The organism is Sphaerisporangium viridialbum, from assembly GCF_049674955.1.
In the GTDB taxonomy this organism is placed as follows: domain Bacteria; phylum Actinomycetota; class Actinomycetes; order Streptosporangiales; family Streptosporangiaceae; genus Sphaerisporangium; species Sphaerisporangium viridialbum.
Genome location: NZ_CP187232.1, coordinates 4,845,629 through 4,859,323, shown reverse-complemented (window position 1 = coordinate 4,859,323; position 13,695 = coordinate 4,845,629). Strand labels below are relative to the sequence as shown.

Here is a 13,695-nt window from a genome sequence, read left to right as displayed (position 1 = left end):
CGAGTGGTCCCTTCACCCGGCCATGGCGCCGGGGGTCCCGCAAGACCGCGCGGAGATCTTTGAGGACCGTCCGCCCAGCTCGCGGGGCGGTGGGGAACCGTACGCGCTCGGCGAGGTATCACGCCGTGACTGGTTAAGGGGATTCGGGGGTGGAGGTGCGGGTGTCGATCAAGGTTTCTATGCCGTCGAGGATGCGAGAGAGGCCGAACTCGAAGGCCTGGCCGGGGTCGTAGGCGGCGCCGTAGGCCTCGCCGGCGGCGGTCCCCACCCGGGCGGACAGGGGGAAGCGCCTCGCGTCCATGACCTTGCTGAGGTAGGGGGCGTGGGCCCACCACCACTGCTCGTCGGTCATGCCGCTTCTCTGCTCGACCTGCTCGGCTTCGACCGCCCCCCGCGCCGCGCCGTGGACGTAACCGGACACCAGGGTGACGACCGAATCCATCTCCAGGTCGGTGAGGCCGATGCCGTCAACGGCGCCCAGCTCGTACTCGTAGGCGGCGACGGCGTTGGGACCCAATAGCGGGCGGCTCGTGGCGACGTGCAGCATCCACGGATGGCGCTGGTAGAGCGCCCACCTCTCGCGGGCGATGAGCTCGAGCCGGACGCGCCATCCGCCTTCGACGACGGCGGGTCTGGCGGGCTCGCCGTAGACCAGGTCGAGCATGAGATCGAGAAGCTCGGCCTTGCCGGGGACGTACGTGTACAGCGACATGGTGCCGACACCGAGGTGTTCGGCCACGCGGCGCATCGAGAGGGCGGCGAGGCCTTGGGCGTCGGCGACCTCGATCGCGGCACGGACGATGCGGTCGACGCTTAGGTCGGGCTTGCCCTTTCTGCTGGACTTCTCCCGGGTGCGCCACAGCAGGGCCAGGCTGCGTGCGGGATCTCCCGCGCCGGTGTGCTCGGTCGTCATCGTGGGCCGATCCTATCGTCCACGCCGGCCATCCTCCCGAGCCGGTCTGGTGGTCTCGCTGTTCTGCTCGGCGTGCTCATGCGGCTCTCCGTGTGCGGCTTCGTGCCTCCTTTCGCCTTGCCGTCCCTTCGCGTTCGCCACATGAACCGTATGCTGTACGGTACGTCGTACGGAACGGTGAACGGGAGGGCGAAGTGGGTTCTTCGGGTTATGCGGTCCTGGGCGAGGGGCTGCGTAAGCGGTATGGCGACACCGAGGCTCTGGCGGGGTTCGATCTGGCCGTGCCGGAGGGCACGGTGTGCGGGCTGCTGGGCCCCAACGGTGCGGGCAAGACCACAGCCGTGCGCATCCTCACCACGCTGCTGCGGCCCGACGGCGGCCGTGCCGAGGTCGCCGGGTTCGACGTCGTACGGCAGGCGGCGCAGGCGCGCCGCCGCTTCGGGCTGGTAGGCCAGCACGCCGCCCTCGATGAGGTGCTGAGCGGCCGGCAGAACCTGGTGATGTTCGGCAGGCTCTACCACCTTTCCGTGGCCCGCGCCCGCCGCAGGGCCGATGAGCTGCTGGAGCGGTTCGGGCTGGCGGACACGGGGAGCAAGCCGGTCGGGCGGTATTCCGGCGGCATGCGCCGCAGGCTCGACCTCGCGGCCGGCCTGATCCTCTCCCCGCCGGTGCTGTTCCTCGACGAGCCCACCACGGGTCTGGATCCGCGTGGGCGCAACGAGGTCTGGACGGCGGTCGGCTCGCTGGTGGCCGAGGGCGCCACCGTGCTGCTGACCACGCAGTACCTGGAGGAGGCCGACCAGCTCGCGGGGAAGATCTGCGTGATCGACTCAGGGCGCGTGATCGCCGAGGGCAGCCCCGGCGAGCTGAGGTCGGCGATCGGCGGCGACCGGATCGACGTCGTGTTGCGCACCGCCGGGGAACTCCCCGCCGCCGCGGCGATCGTCGCGCGGGTGGCGGGAACCGAGGCGGAGACCGACCGGGACACCCGCCGGATCAGCGCCCCCGTGCGCGACCGCGTGGCCGCGCTGACCGAGATCGTCAGGGCGCTGGACGACGCGGGGATCACCCCCGAGGACGTCGTGCTGCGCCGCCCCACGCTGGACGAGGTGTTCCTGCGCCTCATCGGGCACCGCTCCGAGCACGCCGAACCGGGACAGGAGGTGCAGGCGTGACGATCACCACCAGTGAGGTCCCCGCGATGCCGCGGGATCGGCTGAGCAGGGTGCGGTGGGCCCTCGCCGACGGCTGGACGATCACGCTCCGCGACCTGTCGCACTGGGCCCGCCAGCCGTCCCAGGTCATCGTCGGACTGCTGTTTCCCGTCATGGTCGTCCTGATGTTCGGCTACCTGTTCGGCGGCGGGATGACGGTCCCCGGCGGCGGGGACTACCGCGAGTTCCTGATGCCCGGCATGTTCGCCATGACCATGGTCTTCGGCATCGAGACGACGTTCACCTCGGTAAGCACCGACGCGGCCAGGGGGGTCACCGACCGGTTCCGCTCGATGCCGATGGCCGCCTCGGCCGTGGTCGTCGGGCGCGCCGTCGCCGACATGCTCAACTCCGTCCTCGGCCTGGCCGTCATGGTCGCCTGCGGGCTCGCGGTCGGCTGGCGCTGGCACGACGGCCCCGGGGCGGCGCTGGCGGCGGTCGGGCTGCTGTTGCTGCTGCGCTTCGCCCTGCTGTGGATCGGCATCCACCTCGGGCTGGTGATCAAGAGCCCGGAGGCCGTCATGGCGGTGCAGATCCTGGTGTGGCCCCTCGGGTTCCTGTCCAACACCTTCGCCTCGCCCGCCACGATGCCGGGGTGGCTCGGCGCGGTCGCCGAGTGGAATCCGATGTCGGCGACGGTCGCGGCGACCCGGGAGCTGTTCGGCAACCCGGGCTGGGGCGGTGACTCCTGGGCCGCGCAGCACGCGCCGCTCATGGCGGTCGTCTGGCCGGTGCTGCTCCTGGCGGTCTTCTTCCCGCTGTCGGCCCGCCGTTATCGTCTCCTGAGCCGCTGACGGTCACCGGTCGGTCCTCCGCTCGGTGCCCGAGGCGGGGCCGGTCCGTGCGTGAGTCGGGACAGCATGGCCGGTCGTATTGCGTCAGCGTTGCCGGTCGGCCAGGGACGACGCGAGCTTCAGCCAGTTCTCGAGGGTGGTGGTGGCGTCGCCGCTGTCGATGGCGTGGCGCGCTTCCTCCAGACCGGTCGCGAAGGCGTCATGGAGGCCGCCGCCGAAGCCGCGGTGGGCGGCGAGGGCTCCGGCCGCGTTGGCGAGGACGGCGTCGCGGGCGGCGCCCGGCTCACCGGCCAGGACCCGGTGGACGACCGAGGCGTTGTACGCGGCGTCACCGCCGCGGAGCGCGTCCGGTGTGCTGCGCGCGAGTCCGAAGTCGGCGGCGTCCAGCGTCTCCTGCCGGACGCCGCCGCTGCCGGCGATCCAGACGCTGGTGGGTGCGGCGGTAGTGATCTCGTCGAGGCCGTCCTCTCCGCGCACGACCAGGGCGTCGGCGCCCCGTTCGGCGAGCACGCTCGCGAGGACGGGGGCGAGGGCGGAGTTGGAGCAGCCGACGAGGGCGGCACGGGGACCGGCGGGGTTGGTCAGCGGCGCCAGGTAGTTGATGGCGGTGGGGACGCCGAGCGCCTTGCGCACCGGACCGGCGTGCCGCAGCCCGTGGTGGAAACGCGGGGCGAAGGTGAAGCCGATGCCGACTTCGCGCAGGCACTGGGTGATGTCGTCGGGCGTGAGGTCGAGCGGCAGGCCGAGGGCTTCGAGTACGTCGGCGGATCCGGCCTTGCTGGACGCCGATCGGCCGCCGTTCTTGACGACCGGGGCGCCGGCGGCGGCGACCACGATCGCCGCCATGGTGCTGACGTTCACGGTGTGGGCGCCGTCGCCGCCGGTGCCGACGACGTCGACGACGTCCGCGCCGTCGATGGGCAGGGGGACGACCCGCTCCATGAGGGCGTCGAGCATTCCGCGGAGCTCCGCGGTGCTCTCACCCTTGGCGCGCAGGGCGATCAGGAACCCGGCGAGCTGGGCGGGGCCGGCCGCGTCGTCCATGACCTGCCGCATGGCCCATCGGGTGTCGTCCGCATGGAGGTCCTGCCCGCGCAGGAGCGCTGCGAGCAGGCGTGGCCAGGAGCGGGCGGGCTCAGTCACTTAGATCCTCTCGATAGACCGCGGCGGGCCGGGCGGTGTCTCCGAGCGTAGCCACCGGCAGGCGCCGCCTCCAAGGGGCCCTGTGCCGATCACTGGTTGCGGAGGTCATCATCACGAACGGCACTCCGGATCCGTGCCGAGGACGCACACGGCGCCTGGGCGGAGGCGGGTGCCGTTGCTTCTCGTCGACGTCGCTTGTTGATCATCAATCAACCGTGTCGCCCGCCGACCGGCCCCGGTTACCTGTGGCGTAATCGACTCTCGCGCCCGGTACCGCCATCGTTGACGGTACGGGGGCGATTCGCCCCGCTCTATCCCACCGACAACGCCGGTTCCATCCGGCCCTTTCTTAGGAGCCATGACGATGAGCGACGTCAACGAGTTGCTGAACCAGTACATCGCTGCCTGGAACGAGACCGACCCGGCGGCACGCCGCGCGGCGGTCGACCGCCTCTGGGCCGAGGACGGCACCTACGTCGACCCGCTCGCGGTCGCCGAGGGGCGTGCGGCCATCGACGCCACCATCGCGGCCGTACAGGGCCAGTTCCCGGGGTTCGTGTTCCGCCTCGGTGGGCTGGCCGACGCCCACCACAACCTGGTCCGGTTCACCTGGGAGCTGGCCCCGGCGGCCGACGCCGAGTCGCTCGTGGACGGTTTCGATGTCGCGGTGCTGACCGAGGACGGCCACCTGCGCGACGTTCACGGCTTCCTCGACAAGGTGCCGGCCGCCTGAACGTCCGCGTACGCCCTGCTGCCAGGGCGAGCACCAGAGTGGGTCAGGGGCGGGCAGGAGCCGGACGTCGTGGGACTCGGCGTCCGGCGCGGCGAATTCGAGCAGCCGGGCGCCCTCCTCGGTCACCGCCGCGGCGTCCGGTCCTGACAGGGGCCGATAGGGGCGGACGGTGAGCACGGCCGCGCCCCGCTGACCGGTGATCTTCCAGTCGCCCCCGGTGAACCCGTCGACGAGCAGGAGCTGGGGGACCGGCCCGTGCCGGTCGTACGCCTGCCGGTGGTAGTCCTCGGTGACCACGCGGCGGCGGTCGGCATGGGAGAGCAGCAGGTTGTCGAAGTCGTAGAGGAACCTCGGCGGCGCGGGGGTGTCAGGCCCGGGGCGAGGGGCCTCCGGCAGGTCGAACAGCTCCCGTCCCTCCTCGTCGCGGAAGGTGAGCAACTCGGACCGCAGCGCTTCGACCACCTCGCTCAGCCGCGTCAGCCCGGACCACGTCTGGATGTCCATCACCGTCGCGGGCCCGAACGCGGCCAGATAGCGCAGGACCATACGCCGCGGCGACGGCTCGGCGGTGACGCCGGCGCCGAGCCAGGACTCGGCGGTGGTGTGGGCGATCGGCCCGCTGCGGCCCCACAATCCGCGCGGCGGCACCTGCACCAGCGGCACCCAGGCGCGCATGGCCTGCGCCAGCGAGCCCGGGTCGCGGCCGGGCCACCGCTCGGCGAGCAGCCTCCCGAGCGCCCCGAACGTCAGCGGGCGCTCCTCGACCAGCGCCCGGCCCGCCGCGGCCAGTTCCTCGCGGTCGACTCCGGCCAGGTCCCTGCCGAAGTTGGCGTTCAGGCCGCGTTCCATCACCGGCTGGACGACCGGCCGGAGCGCGAGGCAGTCGGCCGCGCTGACCAGGTGGATCGTCGAGCGCATGAGCGGGATGCGTACCAGGCGGCGGCCGGTGAGCAGGTCGGCGGCGTGCTCGGGGCGGAACCCGGCGAGGCGGGTCCACAGGCCGGTGTACCAGGTGTGCGGCGTCTGGGCCTGCATGCCGACCAGGTGCTCGACGGCCTCGGTCACCGGCATGGCGGAGCGGCTGAGCAGCGACTGCCGCTCCAGTGTCGCGCGGTTGAGCGCCCTCCGGCTGAGCAGCGGGGCCGGGGAGGAGGTGGTCACGGGGCGGCGCCGGGCCTGGGTGTCTGCCATGTCCCTGACGCTAGACCTCCATTAGGACGGGCTGGTTCCTAATTGGCTGGCAGGATGTCGGTCATGCTGGAAACCTCGGCGCGGCTGCTCCGCCTGCTGTCACTGCTGCAGACCCCCCGCGACTGGACCGGGTCCGAGCTGTCCGAACGGCTCGGCGTGAGCACCCGCACGGTGCGCAATGACGTCGAGCGGCTGCGCAGCCTCGGCTACCCGGTGAACGCGACCCGGGGCTCGGTGGGCGGCTACCGGCTCGGCGCGGGCTCGGCCCTGCCGCCGCTGCTGCTGGACGACGAGGAGGCCGTCGCGGTGACCGTGGGGCTGCGCACCGCGGCGGGCGGCGCGATCGCGGGCATCGAGGAGACCTCGCTGCGCGCCCTGGCCAAGCTGGAACAGGTGCTGCCGTCACGGCTGCGCCGCCGCGTCAACGCCCTGCAGGCCTACACGGTGAGGGTCCCGGCCGACCGTACCGGCCCGACGGTGGACCCCGCCGTGCTGACCGTGCTGACGGCGGCCTGCCGCGACCACGAGCGGCTGCGCTTCGACTATCGCGACCACGGCGGCACGGCCGGCCTCCGCGTGGTCGAGCCGTACCGCGTGGTCAACTGGGGGCGCCGCTGGTACCTCGTCGCCTGGGACACCGGCCGCGACGACTGGCGGTCGTTCCGCGTCGACAGGATCGAGCCGCGTACGCCCACCGGGCCCCGCTTCGCCCCGCGCGAGCCGCCGGACGGCGACGTCGCGGCGTACGTGTCGCGGCGCGTCTCGGCGGCGGCGTGGCGCCACCGGGCCAGGGTCACCGTGCACGCGCAGGCCCAGGCGGTCGCGGCGCGGATCAACCCCGCCGTCGGCACGGTCGAGCCGGTCGACGAGCACACCTGCGTCCTGGATACCGGGGCCGACAGCGTCGAGACGCTCGCTGTCTACCTCGGGATGCTCGGCTACGACTTCACCATCACAGATCCGCCCGAACTGGTCGCCTGCCTCCGCGAGCTCTCGGCCAGATACGCCCGCGCCACAGAATGAACCGGACCAGCCCCGTACGACCCCGCCGGAAAAACGGTTGCCGGCGGCGGTGGGATGCCGTAGAGCTTGCGCCTGGACCCCCGGCGACCGCGGCGGGGGCGGCGAGACGAGAGGAGGTATGAGCTGTGAACGCCATGATCACCGCGCTTGTGTCCTCCCGGGGTGCGCAGCTCGGCTGAATCCCGGAGCGGACGGGCGCGCCTTCGCAGGAGAGTGCCTTGACCGCAGTACAGCATGACCTGACCATGCGTCCGATCACCGGACGCGCAGAACTCGACCTGTTCCGCCGGCTGCCCTACGGGCTCAACGACGAGCTCGCCGCCGACCTCGACTCCGGCCGCAGGCATCCCCACTGGATGTGGGTGGCGCTGCGCGGTGACCGCCTGGTCGCCCGGGTCGCGTGGTGGAGCAGATCCGGCGACGCGACGCCGTTCCTGCTCGACGTCTTCGACCTCGCCGACGACCCCGACCGGGTGGACATCGGCGTCCGGTTGCTCACGGCCGCGATGGCCGAGGTCGTCCCGGAGGGCACCCGCCCGCCCGAGTACGGCCGGTACGTCCCGCCGGACTGGCGCGACGACGCGGTGGCCAGGCGAGCGGTCGAGGACCGCGCCGCGGCGGTCGAGCGTACCGGCGCCCGGCTGTTCGTGGAGCGGCTGCGCCTCGAATGGCGGCCGGGAACGCCCGTCCAGGCTCCGAGCGGGCGGCTGGAGTTCCGCCGGGTGCGCGGCCGCGACGAACTCGTGGCGCTGATGGCCCAGGTCCTCGAAGGAACCCTGGACGCCCACAGCCGCGACGACATGACCAGGATGCCGGCCGGGCAGGCGGCGGCCCAGCAGTACGAGGACGAGCTCATGGGCTATGCGAGCCCGCGAGACTGGTGGCGGATCGCCACGCTGCCGGGCGGTGAACCCGTGGGCTTTGTCATCCCCGCGCACAATTCCTACAACCCGATCATCGCCTACATCGGAGTCGTGCCGGCCCATCGGGGGAACGGCTACGTCGGCGAGATCCTCGCCGAGGGCACGCGCGTCCTCGCGGCCGAGGACGTCCCCCGGATCAGGGCGTCGACCGACACCGGCAACGTCCCGATGGCCCGGGCGTTCGAGCGGGCCGGCTACGTCAACTTCGAACGCGAACTCAACTTCACCTGGCCCTGACCGAAGCCCCGGGTGGAGCGGCCGCACGCCGCTCCACCCGGCTCGGAACGTGCCCGCTGTTTCGTCACGAGCCGTCGGATGTTTCGGTGCACGTCGAAATGACGCGGTTCTAACGTCGGAGGCATGAAGCCCTCTTCGGATCACGGTCTCACCGTGACCGGTCATGCCGAGGTGTGCGCCGTCCTGGACGACCCGCGCTTCATCGTTCCGCCGGCTCCCGGCCGCGCCGGGGACGAGGAACCGCCGGGGACCTTGGGATGGCTGCGACGGCATGTGTCACGGTTCAGTTCCGGGCGTGCGCACGAACGCCGCCGGGCCCTGGTACGGGCTGAGCTGCACCGCGTGCACCCCGGGTCCCTGCGCTCCGCCGCCCGGGACAGGACGGTCGCCGAGCTGGAGCGAGCCGGTGAGGAGCCGCTCGACGTCATGACGAGGCTGGCTCGCGCGGTCCCCGTCGCCGTCCTCGGGAGCGCGCTCGGCGTGGCGGAAGCCGACCTGGAGGCCCTGGTCAGAGCCGTGACGGCGGTCGCGGCGGCCTACCATCCGGGGGCCGGCGCGGAGCGGGTCGCGCGTGCGGACACCTCGGTGGGGGAGCTGGCCGCCCTGCTGGGGCCCGGCGACCCGGAGATGGTGGCCAACCGGATCGGGCTGCTCGTGCAGGCCTGCGACGCGACGGCCGGGTTGATCGGCAACACCCTCAACGCCGCCCTCCGGCCGCCACCCGCCCTGCGGGCCGAATGGCCGGTCGACGCGTTCGCGGCCGAGACCCTGCGCCTCGACCCTCCCGTGCGGTCGACCAGGCGTACGTCCCGCGAAGGCGCCGAGCTGGGAGGACGGGAGGTCCCGCCCGGCACGCTGGTGGTCCTCGACTTCGCCGCCGCCAACCGGGACCCGCGCGTGTTCCCCGATCCGGACCGATTCGACCCCTCCCGGCCGGGACCCCGGCACCTGACCTTCGGGTACGGGCGGCGTCCGTGCCCGGGCGACGGCCACGGCCTGGCGCTGGCCTGTGGCGTCCTTGAGCCACTGCTGGCGGGCTACGAGCCGGCCGACCGCGAGGTCGCGTACGAGCCGTCGGCCAACCTGCGCATTCCGCTACGACTGGAGGTCCAGCTCCGATGACCACGATGACGGACCGGTTCGAGCGGTTCCGCGCCCTGCACCACGGGGACCGGCCCCTGTTCCTGCCCAACGCCTGGGACCACGCCTCCGCCGCCGCGCTGGTGGCCAGGGGGTTCACCGCCGTCGGCACCACCAGCCTCGGTGTGGCGGCGGCGGCCGGGAAGCCCGACGGGGAAGCCGCCACCCGGGAGGAGACCGTGCGGCTGGCCCGGGGGCTCTCCCGGCTGCCCGCTCTGATCAGTGTGGACATCGAGGGAGGCTTCAGCGAGGACCCCGGGCGGGTCGCCGAACTCGCGGCCGAACTCGCCGAGGCCGGGGTCGCGGGGGTGAACATCGAGGACGGGCGCGCCGACGGCACCCTGACCGCGCCGGGTCGCCAGTGCGCGCTGATCACGGCGATCAAGGGGGCCGCGCCACGGCTGTTCGTCAACGCCAGGACCGACACCTACTGGCTGAGCGGCGGCGAGCCGCCACCCCTGCGGGTCACCATGGACAGGGCCGAGGCGTACGTGCGGGCGGGGGCCGACGGGGTCTTCGTACCGGGCCTGGACGACGAGCGGGTGATCACCGCGCTGGTCGGCGGGCTGGAGGCTCCGCTGAACATCCTGTTCACGCCGGGCGGCCGCTCCTTCCGGCGGCTCGCGGACCTCGGGGTACGGCGCGTCAGCTGCGGCTCCCTGCTCTTCCGGGCGGCCGTGCACAACGCCGTGGAACTCGCCTGGGCCGTCGAGCACGACGACGTCGCTCTGGCGGGCCTGCCCTCCTACGCCGAGACCCAGGCCCTGGCATCCGCTTTCGACCCCGCACCCCTCGCCTCAGGCCGGCCGTCCTGATCGGGCCTGCCGTCCGAGGTGCCGAAGGCCGGTGTTCACCAGGCCCGGGCCGTGGTCAGGTCTCGTGGCGGGGGATGCCGGACACCTCGTGGTCGGCATGGAACAGCGCTTCGGCGATCAGGCGGCGCACGTGGGCGTCGCGGGCCCGATAAAGGACGCGGCGGCCGTCCCTGCGGGCTTCGACCAGCCCGGCCAGGCGCAGCTTGGCCAGGTGCTGCGACACCGAGGGCCGTGCGGCCCCGATGGCCCCGGCGAGCGAGGAGACGTCGTACTCGCCCGAGGCGAGCAGCCACATCAGCCGCAACCGTGTGCCGTCGCTGAGCATGCGGAAGGCCTCCACGGCCGTCTCCACCTGGGCGGTAGTCGGTTGCTCCTGCAACGGATGCGCACCTGATTCGTTGTCGCGTGCGTACATGACTACATATAATCCCCGCGAGGGTCAACGTCCGCAAGCGAGGAAGCCCATGTCCGAACAGAAGCGGTCCGATTCGACGTCCCCTGACGAACCCCACGGTCACGGCCATGGTCATGAGGATGGTCATGGGCACGGCCACGGGCACGGTCACGGGGAGCCGGTCAGGCGGGGCAAGGCCGGGGGGTTGGCCGCGCGCGTGGCGCATGTCCTCACCCCGCACAGTCATGACAGCGCCGGCAGGACCGACACGGCGCTGGAGTCCAGCAGCCGGGGGATGCGGGTGCTCGGCCTGTCCTTCGTGGTGCTGGTCGTCACCGCCGTCGCCCAGGCGGTGGTCGTCACCTTCTCCGGATCGGTCGCCCTGCTGGGCGACACGCTGCACAACGTCGCCGACGCCCTCACCGCCGTCCCGCTGGCCATCGCCTTCTGGGTCGGGCGGCGCGCCGCGAACCGCCGCTTCACCTACGGGTACGGCAAGGCGGAGGACCTCGCGGGGCTGCTCATCGTGGGCATCATCACCGCCTCCGCGGCATTCGCCGGGTACGAGGCGGTCCAACGGCTGATCACCCCGAAGGACGTCCACGCGCTGGGCTGGGTGGCCGCGGCCGGGCTCATCGGGTTCGCGGGGAACGAGTGGGTGGCCCGCTACCGGATCAGAGTCGGCCGCGAGATCGGCTCGGCCGCTCTGGTGGCCGACGGCCTGCACGCCCGTACCGACGGGTTCACCTCCCTGGCCGTGCTCCTCGGAGCCGGTGGGGCGGCGCTCGGCTTCCCGCTCGCCGACCCGCTCGTCGGCCTGCTGATCACGGTGGCGATCTGCCTGGTGCTGCGCGACGCCGCCCGGGAGATCTACCACCGGCTGATGGACGCGGTCGACCCCGCCCTGCTGGACCAGGCCGAGCGGGTCCTCGCCGCCACCCCCGGAGTGCGGGCGGTGGGCTCGGTGCGGATGCGCTGGGTGGGCCATGTCCTGCGTGCCGAGGTCGAGATCGCGGTCGGCCACCGCCTGTCCCTCATCGAGGCTCACGCGGTGGCCGTCGAGGCCGAGCACCGGCTCATCCACCAGGTGGCCCGCCTGCGCGCGGCCACCGTGCACGCCGACCCCGACGGCCCGCGCGACGCCGACCACCACGCCTCCCTGAGCGACCACCGCGAGCCCAGCCCAGCCTGATCCACCGGGCCCATGCCTGTTGGACGTCCGGGTCGGGGATCAAAGGGCGTTGCGCCGGGCCGCGGCCGGGCTCGTCCTGTGGCTGTGATCCATGATCTTTTGTATGCTTGTCCTGTGCATCGTTCGTCATGTCCGAGCTGGTGGCGCTCCTCGTAGGAGCGGCCACATCTTCGACATGACGAGGCCGTTCGGATGGACGGCCCTTCGTGTTCTCCCTGGATGAAGCGGGCCCGGCCGTCCCCGGCGGCGTATCCCTCTCTCACCGTCACAGGAGAACCACCATGAACGCCGTGTCCACCACCGAGGTCGCCGGAGCGTCCGGCGGCCGGGACCTGCTCGGACTGTCCGCGGCCCGGCGCCGCAGCGCCGAGCTCGAAGCGATGATCCGCGAGGAGCCCGGGCGCTTCCGCGTGCTGACCGGTGACCGTCCCACGGGCCGGCTGCACCTCGGGCACTACTTCGGCACCCTCCACAACCGGGTCCGCCTGCAGGACCTCGGGGCCGAGATGTTCGTGATCATCGCCGACTACCAGGTGCTGACCGACCGCGACGTCGCCGACCAGGTGAGTGATCATGTCGAGAGCCTGGTGCTGGACCACCTGGCCATCGGCATGGACCCGGACCGCACCACGATCTTCGCCCACAGCGCGGTCCCGGCCCTCAACCAGCTGCTGTTGCCCTTCCTCAGCCTTGTGACCGTCGCCGAGCTGGGCCGCAACCCCACCGTGAAGGACGAGATCGCCCACTCCCGCCAGGCGTCGGTGAGCGGCCTGATGTTCACCTACCCCGCCCACCAGGCCGCCGACATCCTGTTCTGCAAGGCCAACCTGGTGCCGGTCGGCCAGGACCAGCTCCCCCATCTGGAGGTGACCCGCACCATCGCCCGGCGCTTCAACGACCGCTACGGCACGGGCGGCCCCGCGGTGTTCCCCGAGCCGGACGCGCTGCTGTCGGCCGCGCCGCTGCTCCTCGGCACCGACGGCGGCAAGATGAGCAAGAGCCGGGGCAACGCCATCGCCCTGGCGGCGACGGCGGACGAGACCGCCGCGCTGATCCGCGGCGCCAGGACCGACGCCGAACGGCGCATCACCTACGACCCCGCCACCCGGCCCGAGGTGTCCAACCTCGTCCTGCTGGCCGCCCTCTGCCAGGGACGGGATCCGCACCGCGTCGCCGAGGAGGTCGGCGCCGGGGGAGCGGCCGTACTGAAGAGGACCGTCACGGAGGCGGTCAACGAGTACCTGGCCCCGATCAGGGCTCGCCGCGCCGAGCTGGTGCGGGACCGCTCCCACATCCGCCGGGTCCTGCGCGCGGGCAACGAGCGCGCGAACGTCGTCGCCGAGGCGACCCTGGCGGAGGTGCGGGTGGCCATGAACGGTCTCTACTGAGATTCAGGCGCCGCCGGCCCGCCAGGGGGCCAGCAGGGCGCCGAGCTCGCGGCGCAGCCAGCTCTCCAGCGGCTCCTCCCGGTGGATCGCCCAGGTGATCAGCGCGCCGTTGTAGGTGGTCTGCACCGAGCGGGCGAGCTGGGTGAGGTCCACCGGCCGCAGCTCGGCGGCGTCCACGGCCCTGCCGAGCAGGGCCCGGATCTCCTCCAGCATCGCCCGCGCGTGCCTTCGCGCCTGGGCGTGGAACTCCGGATCGCTGAGATCCTGGTGCAGGACGGCGAGATGGTTGGAGAAGGCCACGGGGTCGGCCACCGGTGCGGACAGCCCGACCAGGTTCGTCACCAGCGAGTCCAGGGCGGAGGCCCCTTCGTCGCGGGTCTCGCGCAGCCGCTCGCGGACGAGCCCCGCGTCGTCCTGGTGGAGGCTGAGCATCAGGGCGCGCTTGGAGCCGAAGCGCTGCACCAGGGTCGCAGCGGCGATGCCCGCCTCCTCGGCGACGGTGGCGAGCGTCAGCCTGGCGGGGCCGACCCGGCCGACGACGCGCGAGACCGCCGCGAGGATCTCCTCGTCGCTGATCGTCCGTGGCCGTGGCATC

The 13,695-nt window shown here is 72.6% G+C and carries 13 protein-coding genes and 1 pseudogene; 9 read left to right on the top strand and 5 right to left on the bottom strand.

Annotation, left to right across the window (positions count from 1 at the left end; translation table 11 throughout):
- Window positions 1-133: 133 nt before the first annotated feature.
- Window positions 134-913: a TetR/AcrR family transcriptional regulator gene (locus ACOZ38_RS21940; protein ID WP_424533066.1), complete on the bottom strand. Its 780-nt coding sequence runs from the start codon at window positions 911-913 to the stop codon at window positions 134-136.
- 194 nt (window positions 914-1,107) lie between these two features.
- Between ACOZ38_RS21940 and ACOZ38_RS21935 the strand changes: the two genes are divergently transcribed.
- Together ACOZ38_RS21935 and ACOZ38_RS21930 are read left to right on the top strand one after the other, a co-directional pair.
- Window positions 1,108-2,088 (top strand): ATP-binding cassette domain-containing protein, encoded by a 981-nt coding sequence (locus ACOZ38_RS21935; protein ID WP_424533065.1) that lies wholly within the window; start codon window positions 1,108-1,110, stop codon window positions 2,086-2,088.
- A 26-nt stretch (window positions 2,089-2,114) separates the two neighbouring features.
- The gene (locus tag ACOZ38_RS21930) at window positions 2,115-2,921 is read left to right on the top strand and encodes an ABC transporter permease (protein WP_424537068.1); all 807 of its coding nucleotides are present in this window, start codon (window positions 2,115-2,117) and stop codon (window positions 2,919-2,921) included.
- Window positions 2,922-3,005: 84 nt separating this feature from the next.
- Here ACOZ38_RS21930 and trpD read toward each other — a convergent pair whose 3' ends face one another.
- Window positions 3,006-4,064 (bottom strand): anthranilate phosphoribosyltransferase, encoded by a 1,059-nt coding sequence (trpD, locus tag ACOZ38_RS21925; protein ID WP_424533064.1) that lies wholly within the window; start codon window positions 4,062-4,064, stop codon window positions 3,006-3,008.
- A gap of 358 nt (window positions 4,065-4,422) precedes the next feature.
- On the opposite strand from trpD, the gene ACOZ38_RS21920 reads away from it, so the two are divergent.
- Window positions 4,423-4,797 carry a nuclear transport factor 2 family protein gene (locus ACOZ38_RS21920; protein ID WP_424537067.1) on the top strand — a complete coding sequence of 125 codons (375 nt, stop codon included), beginning with the start codon at window positions 4,423-4,425 and terminating at the stop codon, window positions 4,795-4,797.
- A gap of 105 nt (window positions 4,798-4,902) precedes the next feature.
- Here ACOZ38_RS21920 and ACOZ38_RS21915 read toward each other — a convergent pair.
- Window positions 4,903-5,868: pseudogene (locus ACOZ38_RS21915) on the bottom strand (winged helix DNA-binding domain-containing protein); the annotation flags it as partial.
- Window positions 5,869-6,051: 183 nt separating this feature from the next.
- Between ACOZ38_RS21915 and ACOZ38_RS21910 the strand changes: the two are divergent.
- From ACOZ38_RS21910 to ACOZ38_RS21895, 4 genes are all read left to right on the top strand, one after another.
- The gene (locus ACOZ38_RS21910) at window positions 6,052-7,011 is read left to right on the top strand and encodes a helix-turn-helix transcriptional regulator (protein WP_424533063.1); all 960 of its coding nucleotides are present in this window, start codon (window positions 6,052-6,054) and stop codon (window positions 7,009-7,011) included.
- Window positions 7,012-7,229: 218 nt separating this feature from the next.
- Window positions 7,230-8,171 (top strand): GNAT family N-acetyltransferase, encoded by a 942-nt coding sequence (locus tag ACOZ38_RS21905; protein ID WP_424533062.1) that lies wholly within the window; start codon window positions 7,230-7,232, stop codon window positions 8,169-8,171.
- A 123-nt stretch (window positions 8,172-8,294) separates the two neighbouring features.
- Window positions 8,295-9,293: a cytochrome P450 gene (locus tag ACOZ38_RS21900; protein WP_424533061.1), complete on the top strand. Its 999-nt coding sequence runs from the start codon at window positions 8,295-8,297 to the stop codon at window positions 9,291-9,293.
- Window positions 9,290-10,126, top strand: coding sequence for an isocitrate lyase/PEP mutase family protein (locus ACOZ38_RS21895; RefSeq protein WP_424533060.1), 837 nt, complete (start codon window positions 9,290-9,292; stop codon window positions 10,124-10,126). Before ACOZ38_RS21900 ends, ACOZ38_RS21895 begins: the two co-directional genes overlap by 4 nt.
- Before the next feature lie 55 nt (window positions 10,127-10,181).
- Here the strand turns inward: ACOZ38_RS21895 and ACOZ38_RS21890 are convergent, their stop codons facing one another.
- Entirely contained in the window at window positions 10,182-10,505 is a 324-nt protein-coding gene (locus tag ACOZ38_RS21890) for an ArsR/SmtB family transcription factor (protein WP_424533059.1), read from the bottom strand.
- Between the two features lie 232 nt (window positions 10,506-10,737).
- Here ACOZ38_RS21890 and ACOZ38_RS21885 point away from each other — a divergent pair, with 232 nt between their 5' ends.
- Together ACOZ38_RS21885 and trpS are read left to right on the top strand one after the other, a co-directional pair.
- Window positions 10,738-11,712 (top strand): cation diffusion facilitator family transporter, encoded by a 975-nt coding sequence (locus ACOZ38_RS21885; protein ID WP_424533058.1) that lies wholly within the window; start codon window positions 10,738-10,740, stop codon window positions 11,710-11,712.
- Between the two features lie 281 nt (window positions 11,713-11,993).
- The gene (gene trpS / locus ACOZ38_RS21880) at window positions 11,994-13,100 is read left to right on the top strand and encodes a tryptophan--tRNA ligase (RefSeq protein WP_424533057.1); all 1,107 of its coding nucleotides are present in this window, start codon (window positions 11,994-11,996) and stop codon (window positions 13,098-13,100) included.
- Window positions 13,101-13,103: 3 nt separating this feature from the next.
- On the opposite strand, the gene ACOZ38_RS21875 is transcribed toward trpS, so the two are convergent.
- A complete protein-coding gene (locus tag ACOZ38_RS21875) occupies window positions 13,104-13,694 on the bottom strand; it encodes a TetR/AcrR family transcriptional regulator (RefSeq protein ID WP_424533056.1) in 591 nt (196 codons plus the stop codon).
- Window position 13,695 lies beyond the last annotated feature (1 nt).

Excerpts from the sequence above, each read along its gene's own strand:
- ACOZ38_RS21895 (WP_424533060.1), top strand. The coding sequence starts at position 9,290 with ATGACCACGATGACGGACCGGTTCGAGCGGTTCCGCGCCCTGCACCAC.
- ACOZ38_RS21875 (WP_424533056.1), bottom strand. The coding sequence starts at position 13,694 with ATGCCACGGCCACGGACGATCAGCGACGAGGAGATCCTCGCGGCGGTC.
- ACOZ38_RS21920 (WP_424537067.1), top strand. The coding sequence starts at position 4,423 with ATGACGATGAGCGACGTCAACGAGTTGCTGAACCAGTACATCGCTGCC.
- ACOZ38_RS21940 (WP_424533066.1), bottom strand. The coding sequence starts at position 913 with ATGACGACCGAGCACACCGGCGCGGGAGATCCCGCACGCAGCCTGGCC.
- ACOZ38_RS21930 (WP_424537068.1), top strand. The coding sequence starts at position 2,115 with ATGCCGCGGGATCGGCTGAGCAGGGTGCGGTGGGCCCTCGCCGACGGC.
- ACOZ38_RS21910 (WP_424533063.1), top strand. The coding sequence starts at position 6,052 with ATGCTGGAAACCTCGGCGCGGCTGCTCCGCCTGCTGTCACTGCTGCAG.
- trpS (WP_424533057.1), top strand. The coding sequence starts at position 11,994 with ATGAACGCCGTGTCCACCACCGAGGTCGCCGGAGCGTCCGGCGGCCGG.
- ACOZ38_RS21900 (WP_424533061.1), top strand. The coding sequence starts at position 8,295 with ATGAAGCCCTCTTCGGATCACGGTCTCACCGTGACCGGTCATGCCGAG.